The following is a 10,031-nucleotide window of genomic DNA, read 5'->3' on the forward strand; positions in this document are numbered from 1 at the left end:
AGTTCTAATGTAATTCTATTGTCCTGCTAAAATGGTTTTTTCTGCCTGTTTTATCTCATTTAATTGCTTCCGATGCTGCATTCGGACAAGTTTACTGACATGATCAATAATTAAATTTCCGTTTAAATGATCTATTTCATGCTGGATGACCCGTGCTAACAATCCATCAAAATAATTTTCGTACGAATCGCCATTAATATCTTGATAACGAAAACGAATCCGCTCTGCGCGATTGAATTCGAGTCTGACATCCGGGACTGATAAACAACCTTCTTCCATAAGATATTCCCCGTCTCGTTCCAGAATTTCACCATTCACAAAAACATGTGGAACATCATCTTCTTCTGTATGTGAAATATCAATAACACAGAGATTCAAATCCAAGCCAACCTGATTCCCGGCCAAACCAATTCCTTCTTTTTCATACATCGTATCGAACATGTCATCTACAATTTTAGGAATACCAGAAAAATCTGTTACTTGATTACATTTTTTCCTAAGGATAGGATTCCCAAGTTTTGTAACGGGGATAACTGCCATTATGTCTGAGTTTCCACTGCCGTTGTATCCTCTTCCGATACTTTTTCACTTAATCCGGCGATAGAAGACCGATTAAAGGTTAGTTCAAGATTCTTATCTACTTTCAAAATCACTTGTTTCCCTTTATTCTTGAAGCGCGCAATAGAACCATGAAGACCGCTAATTGTAACCACTCGATCACCTTTATTGAGCGATTCAAGCATTTCACGCTTTTCTTTTTGCCTCTTCGACTGGGGGCGAATCATTAAAAAATACATGATTAAAATAATTAATAAAAAAGGGAAGAATGCAGCGATTCCGCCGCTACCTTCCTGTCCATTTTGTGCCATTCCGTATAATATGTCCACATTTTACTCCGTTATTTTGAGTGCAGAAATTAGCAGTGTTGGTAAGGTTTCACAATGAAATGTGGATAATCAAAAACTATTGCCTCTTAACCCTTAAAATTGACAAGTTTTTTTTCCACACGTAACAATGCACAAACTCATAATTGCACTACTTAGGATGAGAAAAAGTACATTGGAACGAAATGATGAACAAAGCGATTCATTTTAAAACAAATGTTCCGCAACGATTCGTTAACACATATTTGCAATCCTTTGCACATTGAGTTTTCTGTTTAGTTTTTTATTACTACTGCTAATTTAATTTCAAAAACAGTTCCCTGATTTTTATCAGAATTTACAATCCGAATTGATCCTTTGTGAATATCTTGAATAATGCGTTGCGTTAAAGATAATCCCAAGCCCCATCCGCCGGCTTTGCTGCTGAAACCGGGACGGAATACATTTTTCCAGTCTCGTTTTGGAATTCCCTTACCTGTATCGGTAATGGTGATTACGACATCAGTAAGATCAAAATTAACTTCAATTGAAATACTGCCTTTTGCATTTTCTAAAGAATCTATTCCATTCTTAATCAGGTTTTCAAACGCCCAAGAAAGTAAGGTTACATTACCCCGAATGACAATATCGTTCCCCTGTTTTGGTTTGATATTAATTTCAATACTTTCAGATCTTACGCGCTGATTCAAATAATCAATAACCGTTTTAAGCATTTTCATAATATCAACAGTTTCTTCGGTTGGTTTAGATCCAATTTTACTAAATCGATTACTTACATCTTCAAGTCTTTGAATATCTCGATCCATTTCTGTTATAATTTTCGGATCGCTGGACTCTCTGAGACGATCTACCCAACCCATAAGCGCGGAAACAGGCGTGCCAAGCTGATGTGCCGTTTCGCGGGCCATCCCTACCCAAATGCTTCTTTTTTCGCTGTTACGAATGACAGAAAACCCGATGAACCCCAATAGGATAAAAATGGTGACTGCACCAATTTCCAAAAACGGCAACCACTCTAATCTCTTAATCAAAATAGAATCGCCATAGTGCAGGTAACCTATCGCAATCCGTTCATTTGTTTCGGGATGCATGTAGGTCAATGGAATAGGTTGATTTTGACTATCCATCTCTTCCTGATGTTTCCGTGCATCCTTGACAGATAAGCCATCGGGAAGATTTTTCCAATCCAATGGAGTATGTTTACCATCAGAATAAATAAGGGGGAATTGCACTCGTTTTATTATCTTATCAAAAATGAAGCTTAAATTTTCATCGCTCTCGCTCTCCACTGTACTCGCAATAATTTCAGCATAAAGCTGGACAACTTCCTTATTGTTTGCCCTCAATCGGTCCACCACAGATTGGGAATACAGCAGCAATCCTGAAACAAGAACAATACCTAAAATAAATAGCCCTGCTTTGATATTGACAGAATGTCGGTAGGGTTGCATTAGCGTTTACTTAATTTATTTCTGGTAAATGAAATGATGGATTTGATTCCATTAATTTCTCGCTCGCCGACAATACGAAATACCCATAATAAGATTGGGAAACTCAGAATTCCAATCACTCTCAAAACCAGTTCAGTTTCATTCCAATAATTTCCAGAAATTTTAACGCCCGCTATGATAGCAGCTGTCAATGCCCCTACTTTTCCAATACGCATCCAGCCCCAGTCCATCGGTGCAATTTTCTTGGTTAAAATATATACGGAACTAGTAAAAATAAAATACGAAAGAACGGTTGATGCTACCGCACCGTCAATTCCATAATTTTTGATGAGGATATAATTGAAGATTAGGCAAACTGTTATTCCAGCTACAGCTACTTTTCCAAGCAAATCTGTTCTGTCTTTCAGTGCAATCAACGGAGTAAAAAACGGACGGAAACCGCTAATGAGATAGGCTGCTGCAACCAAAGGTACTATATAAGTGGCTTCTAAATATTCCGCACTGGAAATCCATGCAATAACGGGCCGAATAAAAAAGGTGATACCGAGAATTATAAAACACCCAATAACGGAATAATAAAAAAGTGTATCTTTATAAATCGGTTGCAATTCATCCTGCAATCCCTGTTTGTAAATCATGGGAAGTAAACTCCGCTGAAGCGGAACAACCAGAAACATATTTATCAGCATTCCGAATTTATAGTTAATACTGTAAATACCGATCATACTCAGGGGAACAAACATATTTAAAAAGAAGCGGTCGGAAAGAGTTAAAATGGGTGTAGCGAGTCCGAGAAAGATGAGGGGGAAACCGAAAATGATAAGCTGTCTGAATACTTTTATGGAAGGCAGGCAAAAATAACTTTTGATCAAATATAGAGAACTATAAATAAATGCTGATAATGTAACAAAAACTTTTGCATATATTATACCATGCAAACCCATTTTCTGGAATACAGTTAAATAAATTGTCAGTACAAGAGTTAGGATTAATTGAGAAATTGAAAAAGTAATATAATAGACTGGCCGATTTTCAAATTGTAATTGAAATAATAAAAATTGTCCTCCTAACTGACAAAAAATCCCTAACAAAATCCATGTGACCAAATTGGCAAATTCCGGAGTATTAAGTCCTAAAAATAATGCTAAGTAGTGTTTATATTTAAAAAGTACGAGGAATAAAAAGAAAGCTAAACATAGAAGACCGACCCATCCTGAGAATACAATTTTATTTTTTTCAATACGCTGTGCATTTTTAAGTCGTTTCCAAATAGATTGAATCAACCCCGATAAAAGGAAAAGAATTAGAAAAGATTCTAATAATTCAATTAATGCAATACTCCCAACTTCTGCAAGAGATAAATATTTTACATAAACCGGGATTAAGAGAAAGGCAGTAATTTTATTTAAAATATTTCCTAACCCATATACTGCGGTGGTTTTTCCAAATTCTAATATTTGGCGGCGTACCATTATTATGACAAAATGGTAAATTTCATTTATAAATCAACTTCACACTTTTATTATTTCGAGTAAGCATTTCCTTTCGAGAAATAGCCTTAGAATTGGACGAATTCCTCTGAAGTATCCAATTAACGGGCGCCCGGACATTTTATAATCCATCCGTTTTATTTTAAATCCTGCCCGGTTGATAAGATTCTCTAACTCTTCTTTACTAAATTCATGGAAATGGTATTTGTACCACATAAAATGCGGTCGTCTTTTCGGAGTGCTTAAATACAAAGTACCACCATCAACTAATACCTTATTTATCTCGAGCAATAAGTGTAGAGGATTAAATAAATGTTCCACTACTTCGAAACAAAATACTGTATCAAAGGTCCCATTTAATTTTTCAATATCCAAGTCAATATCGGTTTGACTAATATTGATATTATAATTTGATGATAATTTTTCCGATACAGGGTTTTCATCACCTATATCTAGCACCTGACCAAAATCTTTTTTTTCTCCAATAAAATCTTTAATTGTTGTGAAGTCTTTTTTTGAATGTCTTTCTACATCAGTATGCTCAAAACTATATGCATATGGGCTTAATATTTTAGAATCTTTGTCCGTATTCATTTTTTTCAATTATTGTTATGAAAATTTTCTTAAATCACTTTCAGACATCATTTCTACCAATTCTTCGAATGATACTTCTGGTTCCCAACCAAGGACAGCCTTAGCCTTACTTGGATTACCAAGTAGTTCCACTACATCGGCCGGCCGAAAGAATTTGGGGTTTATCTTGATGATCATGGTGTTTGTTTTCCTGTCAATTCCCCGCTCTTCAATTCCTTTCCCCTCCCACATCAAATCAAACCCAAAATGAGGAGCGGCAGCGTTTACAAAATCCCTTACAGAAAAATTTGTCCCCGTAGCAAGTACATATTCATCTGGTACATCATGTTGCATCATTTGCCACATTCCTTTCACAAAATCTCCCGAAAATCCCCAGTCTCTTTTGGCATCAAGGTTCCCCAACTCGAGAACATTTTGAGTCCCTGTCTTGATTTTTGCCAAACTTGAAGTAATCTTACGGGTTACAAATTCTTCGCCCCTTAGGGGGGATTCGTGATTAAATAAAATTCCGGACACAGTGAACATTTCATAGGATTCACGATAATTTACGGCAATCCAGTGCCCAAATAATTTTGATACAGCGTATGGGCTTCGGGGATAAAAAGGAGTGTTTTCATTTTGAGGTGTTTCTAATGCTTTCCCAAACATTTCAGAACTTGAAGCCTGATAGAACTTTATTTTGGGATTTATATTTCTGATCCCTTCTAAAATACGGCAAACTCCCAGAGCAGTAACATCCGCGGTCATCGTTGGTAATTCAAAGGAAGCGGCAACAAATGACTGCGCGGCGAGATTGTATATTTCATCAAATTCAAATTTTTCTATGGTTCTGTATATGTTTGTTAATTCAGACAATTCAAAATTGATCAATTCAATATCATTCCGAATCCCTAATTCTTCCAATCTCCATAATGATCCTCTGGATGTCCTGCGGTCACCACCAATCACTCTATATCCATTTTCAAGTAAAAATTTTGATAAATAGGCTCCATCCTGTCCTGAGATGCCGGTAATTAATGCAGTTTTTTTCATTACTTCTCCAATAATTATTAAGTTAAAATGAGTTCATTTATCCTTGACAAACAAACATTTTATAAGGTTACTAAATCAAGGTGTTTAATGAGCTGAAATTGGTCTTCAATGCTCATAGTTTCCAATCTTTTCTCTAAAGGATAAAAACATGTATTTGGAGTTTCAACGGAAAAAATAAATTCAAAAATTTTCAGTAAATCATTTCGCAAAAAAATTGCATTTGTACCCATAGAATCACAACAAATAAGAGAATATCCTTTTTTATTCCCCAATTTATTGAGAGCTGAAAGTGACGCTCCATGGTAATATCCGCTTTTATGTTTATTAAACCGCTCAAAATTTGGATCATAGGGTACTGTTACTGATTCGTCTGGACCAAAACTGGCATTGTATTCAATGATTACAGCACGTGGGGAAATACATTCAATTGCATTCCATACCCAATAATCATTTCCATCGATATCAATCGATAATAGGTCAATTTCAGAATTCATTCCGCTTTCCAGTAAGATACTATCAATGTTTTCAACCGTTACCCAGCAATTTTTAACCTCTACGGTATTATCTGCGCAAATATTATTATAAAAAGACCTCGCTACATTTACCTTATCCATTGATCCATCAATAAGAACACCATTCCAATGATAATTTTCAATCAGATTTCGTGAATTACATTCTGTGCCATTTCCGATGCCAATTTCAACAATCGATTTGTTCGTAGTACCAATACAAGAAAAAATGTACAATAATAAACCGTCCTCACCATTCTGAGAGTAAATTTGAAACTCTTTTCCCTTTAGTTTATCTTTTTGTCGTTTATCTGATCCTAATTTTTCAAAATTAGAATTCAAAAGGTTGATCACATTTTTTTCTAATTGCTCAATTTTCTTTTGAGATTGTTTAAAATTATTAATTATCCGGTACCATCTTTGTACTCGAGTTTTCGTACGCATAATGTTATTTAAGTAATGTCATTAAATTATCTGTAAAAATTCGACAAAAATTATTTTCATCAAACTCCCTAACACGCTCCTGTAAACTCTTAATCAATTTTGAATAATCCTCGGAATTTATTTTACTTTTTGCTTTCAACCTTTTAGAACCTTCATCAATAGAACGGAACATCAATTCTGGATTGTTGACAATTTCATTGGATCCTCCTGAGGCATGGACTAGCGGAATACATCCATGCAGAATTGCTTCAACAGTTCCAAGCCCGAATGGCTCATCTTTCATTGTGTGTAAAAAAAACTTTGATTCAATTAAGATTTTTTCCAATTCTTCAGAAGTTGCATTTTTAACTAATCTTACATTAGAAATTTTACGTCCTCTGATGAGAGATTCACAATCATTAAAATAGTTATTGGATTGAGAATTTGGTGTATAACCACAAATATTAAATAATAGGTGAGGATTTTTTTGGGCAATTTTAATTTGAGAAATTTGATCTTTATTCGTATCAAATCTACCGATTGAAACAACAAAATTTTTTTTATTAAAAAAATCTGTAAGTTTCTTTTTTTTGAATGTTATAGGTGGGTATATCAATTCAATTTGATCCTGGGGATATTGAAAAACTTTTTGAATAGCACAAATTGTAAATTGGGAAATTCCTAATATCTTATTTTTGTGTATCGGTTTTGGATGAATGGAATACAATTTTCTGAAAAACCAATTTGATATACTATGTTTATAAACGCTATTAGTATATTTTTTCAAAACCCGTGCTTCTCTAGGAAAATATATAAAATGAAGAAAATATTTTCCGTTTTTAATTCCAGACATAGTATTGTTTGAATTTATGATTAAATCATATTCCGTATTCATCTTGTCCATAATTTTATTCATTTTAATGTATTTATATTCACCTAATCCCTTGTTCCATGCATTAATAATTCTAATATTTGCATTCAAAGGAACATGATGCATATTTTCTAAATCTTTGCTTTTAAAACTGTTTCTATAGGATATCCAATCTGGAGTGATTCCCATGGCATTAAGACATTCCGTCATATAAGCTATAACCCGAATTCTTCCGCCCTGTGAAATCGTATTTTGATAGATAGCTACTTTCTTCATTTTTTTATTATGAAAAATACCCATACTTAAATCCCAAGGGAGCCACAACGTTTAATTCATTTTTCTGATTGTCAGTCCAATCTTCGTAAGTTGGGAATTGTCCTTTTCGCTGAACATTCTCAGGTTTACGAATGATTTTATCTATTTGATTATTTTGAATAGAGTCCAATTCGCAAAACGCACAAATATTTTGGAAAAACTTAGGATCGCTAAATAAACCTTCAGCTTTACAATTATATATATTTTCTTTAGGAATCACATTTTTCCAATTTTCAATTATAGTGTTAGTTTCATTCCATAACCAGCCAATTTTTTGAATATCAGAATAAGATTCCCATTTCTGAACATCATTCAACAAAATTCGTCCATCATCATAATCATGGCCATTGTAATATTTTCGTCTTATCCCGCTTCTCACAAAATCACCTGGATGGCGAACCAAATGAATAAATCGACTGTTTGGGAATATTGAATAAATTGCATCAGCAAAAAATGAGATTTGATTGTTCGTCTCTATGTATCGTTTATCCTTCAAAAAAGCATCTTTCAATAATTCATAACGCGCACCAATAAATGCTGATTTCCGTAACTCAATTCCTAATTGCATCTTTTCATATACATACCGCGATGCATATACCATCTGTGGATGCGGTTCATGAAATACGTCACCTTCTTTGGTAGCTTCGAAGAGTTTGGTCAATAATTTGGTCCCACACCTTCCTGTAGATAAAACAAAAACAGGGTTCGATTCATTAAAAATTTGTGATGATAAATGTTGATAATCCCTTATTTCCTTTTCCAAATATTTTTTATCCGAGAAATAGTTTGCCATAGCTTCTATTTTACTCTTAATTCTCAATTTTAAACTCCATTCTATTAATTGTTGTATTTAATACTATTGATAAAATTATGCAGATGATTTTTTATCGAAGTAATCTCTGCATTCTGTAACAAACAATATTTCAAAATATCATAATAAACATTAAACCATTCTTTATATTTGAACCCGCTTAACGTGTTGTTATGCCAATTGATAACCAAATAACCGTTCCACTTCCTTACTTCATCAACGAGATCTTTTACTTTCTCCAAACTTTCATCAGGTCTAAGTCCCATATAATACGACTGCATTAGTGTTTTATCCATCACATTCATAGGGAATTCCCAAAAAGAAAAAGGTGTTTCATTTTCAAAATCATAAGGATTAAACGGGAAACAATAACCATTTCTAAAGCCGATAGATTCGGGAAACCCGAGCGTAGAATCGTACATAATTTTTACTTTATCCAAAACTTTCCATGAAAACGGTTGGCTCATCATAAGATAATGGAATCTCCCTCCAATTTCTCCTAATTTGAACTTATTGATTTCATTTTTCAACATTTTTGCGTCGTAGGCGCTACCAATACTACCATGAATCCCTATTTCCCAATCATTTGATTCAAGGGTTTTCAATACTGATTGCATTTTATTTGATGAAAGGTCATAATCCGCATTCGGATATTTGTTAGTTTTCTGGTTAGTTGGAATAAAGTAAAATGATGATTTAATATCCAATTCATTTTCTAACCTCATTATTTTATCAAAATTAAACCAAATATCTTTGTTGGTTATTCTGCTTATCACATTTTTAATTGCTCGTACTGGGTTCCCTTCAATTAACATCCGGGAATTATCCTCTAACCATCCACTAGTACACTGATCAACATCGTGAGTTAAACCTACCTTGAACTGATTTTTTTGTATGGAAGAATCATGGCCATTTTTTTCATATAATTTATCAATGGCTTGATTGAGAATATCGAAATAATAATTTACTACTGGTAAAGTTTCGATTCTTAGATCTTTTATAATACTTGATTCAAAAGGAAATCTACCCATCGAATCTGCATCAGATTGAATATGTTCTTGCCAACAGGATAGAAAATAAAATGCGTTCAGTAAGACATCTGCATGTAATGAAACACTATTACCATTGGTCGAGTTCACAATTAGGTTTTGCACGTTTTGATGAAAAAGGATTGGAAGTTTTACATCCTTCCAAAAAATGTGTGTTATATTTTCTGGAATTCCTTTTTTTTGTGAGAAAAAATCAATTTCCTCGATTGGCGTTATGATAATTGAATTTCCGGTTTCGATTCCGTAACTAATTGTTAAATTTTGAGGAATTTTGTAATGGTTACAAAAAGTATCCAACACATATCGAATCTTTTTCTCTAAATGAGAATATTGATCATTAATATTTAACTGAAATCTTGATTTTTTTTCATTCATTAATTATTTTTATGGGATATTTAGAATACAAAAACGATACAATATTTTTCAAAGAAGGATCTCAATTTCATTCAACCCTCTCTCCTTTTTTATCCACTTTCCCAACAACACGTCCCGGATTCCCCACAATAAGTGCAAATGCAGGAACATCCTTTGTAACAACAGCACCTGACCCAATCATTGCATATTCCCCAATGGTTACGCCACAGACAATGGTTGCATTTGCG

General features: G+C 33.9%; 11 protein-coding genes. All 11 read right to left on the reverse strand.

Annotated features, from left to right (window positions below; genetic code table 11):
* Window positions 1–15: 15 nt before the first annotated feature.
* Window positions 16–540: a peptide deformylase gene (gene def / locus HOD97_02430; GenBank protein MBT4280469.1), complete on the reverse strand. Its 525-nt coding sequence runs from the start codon at window positions 538–540 to the stop codon at window positions 16–18.
* Window positions 540–869, reverse strand: a complete 330-nt coding sequence (gene yajC, locus HOD97_02435) for a preprotein translocase subunit YajC (protein MBT4280470.1) — start codon at window positions 867–869, stop codon at window positions 540–542. Before yajC ends, def begins: the two co-directional genes overlap by 1 nt.
* Window positions 870–1,159: 290 nt before the next feature.
* Window positions 1,160–2,335 (reverse strand): HAMP domain-containing histidine kinase, encoded by a 1,176-nt coding sequence (locus HOD97_02440; GenBank protein MBT4280471.1) that lies wholly within the window; start codon window positions 2,333–2,335, stop codon window positions 1,160–1,162.
* On the reverse strand, window positions 2,335–3,807 hold the full coding sequence (locus HOD97_02445) for an oligosaccharide flippase family protein (GenBank protein ID MBT4280472.1): 1,473 nt from the start codon (window positions 3,805–3,807) through the stop codon (window positions 2,335–2,337). Before HOD97_02445 ends, HOD97_02440 begins: the two co-directional genes overlap by 1 nt.
* A gap of 39 nt (window positions 3,808–3,846) precedes the next feature.
* Window positions 3,847–4,419 carry a methyltransferase domain-containing protein gene (locus HOD97_02450; GenBank protein MBT4280473.1) on the reverse strand — a complete coding sequence of 191 codons (573 nt, stop codon included), beginning with the start codon at window positions 4,417–4,419 and terminating at the stop codon, window positions 3,847–3,849.
* A gap of 15 nt (window positions 4,420–4,434) precedes the next feature.
* Window positions 4,435–5,451 carry a GDP-mannose 4,6-dehydratase gene (gene gmd, locus HOD97_02455; protein MBT4280474.1) on the reverse strand — a complete coding sequence of 339 codons (1,017 nt, stop codon included), beginning with the start codon at window positions 5,449–5,451 and terminating at the stop codon, window positions 4,435–4,437.
* Between the two features lie 59 nt (window positions 5,452–5,510).
* Window positions 5,511–6,404, reverse strand: coding sequence for a hypothetical protein (locus tag HOD97_02460; protein ID MBT4280475.1), 894 nt, complete (start codon window positions 6,402–6,404; stop codon window positions 5,511–5,513).
* 4 nt (window positions 6,405–6,408) lie between these two features.
* Window positions 6,409–7,554 carry a glycosyltransferase gene (locus HOD97_02465; protein MBT4280476.1) on the reverse strand — a complete coding sequence of 382 codons (1,146 nt, stop codon included), beginning with the start codon at window positions 7,552–7,554 and terminating at the stop codon, window positions 6,409–6,411.
* Window positions 7,538–8,389: a hypothetical protein gene (locus HOD97_02470; GenBank protein MBT4280477.1), complete on the reverse strand. Its 852-nt coding sequence runs from the start codon at window positions 8,387–8,389 to the stop codon at window positions 7,538–7,540. Before HOD97_02470 ends, HOD97_02465 begins: the two co-directional genes overlap by 17 nt.
* 17 nt (window positions 8,390–8,406) lie before the next feature.
* Window positions 8,407–9,804 (reverse strand): hypothetical protein, encoded by a 1,398-nt coding sequence (locus HOD97_02475; protein MBT4280478.1) that lies wholly within the window; start codon window positions 9,802–9,804, stop codon window positions 8,407–8,409.
* 67 nt (window positions 9,805–9,871) lie between these two features.
* The coding region (locus tag HOD97_02480; protein ID MBT4280479.1) for an N-acetyltransferase at window positions 9,872–10,031 on the reverse strand (160 nt) is incomplete at its 5' end.

The sequence above is a fragment of the Candidatus Neomarinimicrobiota bacterium genome, from assembly GCA_018651745.1.
In the GTDB taxonomy this organism is placed as follows: Bacteria; Fidelibacterota; Marinisomatia; order Marinisomatales; family TCS55; genus JAAZYX01.

What these genes read in the sequence shown, in the direction of transcription:
- def (MBT4280469.1), bottom strand. Translation starts at nt 540, where the DNA reads ATGGCAGTTATCCCCGTTACAAAACTTGGGAATCCTATCCTTAGGAAA.
- yajC (MBT4280470.1), bottom strand. Translation starts at nt 869, where the DNA reads ATGGCACAAAATGGACAGGAAGGTAGCGGCGGAATCGCTGCATTCTTC.
- HOD97_02440 (MBT4280471.1), bottom strand. Translation starts at nt 2,335, where the DNA reads ATGCAACCCTACCGACATTCTGTCAATATCAAAGCAGGGCTATTTATT.
- HOD97_02445 (MBT4280472.1), bottom strand. Translation starts at nt 3,807, where the DNA reads ATGGTACGCCGCCAAATATTAGAATTTGGAAAAACCACCGCAGTATAT.
- HOD97_02450 (MBT4280473.1), bottom strand. Translation starts at nt 4,419, where the DNA reads ATGAATACGGACAAAGATTCTAAAATATTAAGCCCATATGCATATAGT.
- gmd (MBT4280474.1), bottom strand. Translation starts at nt 5,451, where the DNA reads ATGAAAAAAACTGCATTAATTACCGGCATCTCAGGACAGGATGGAGCC.
- HOD97_02460 (MBT4280475.1), bottom strand. Translation starts at nt 6,404, where the DNA reads ATGCGTACGAAAACTCGAGTACAAAGATGGTACCGGATAATTAATAAT.
- HOD97_02465 (MBT4280476.1), bottom strand. Translation starts at nt 7,554, where the DNA reads ATGGGTATTTTTCATAATAAAAAAATGAAGAAAGTAGCTATCTATCAA.
- HOD97_02475 (MBT4280478.1), bottom strand. Translation starts at nt 9,804, where the DNA reads ATGAATGAAAAAAAATCAAGATTTCAGTTAAATATTAATGATCAATAT.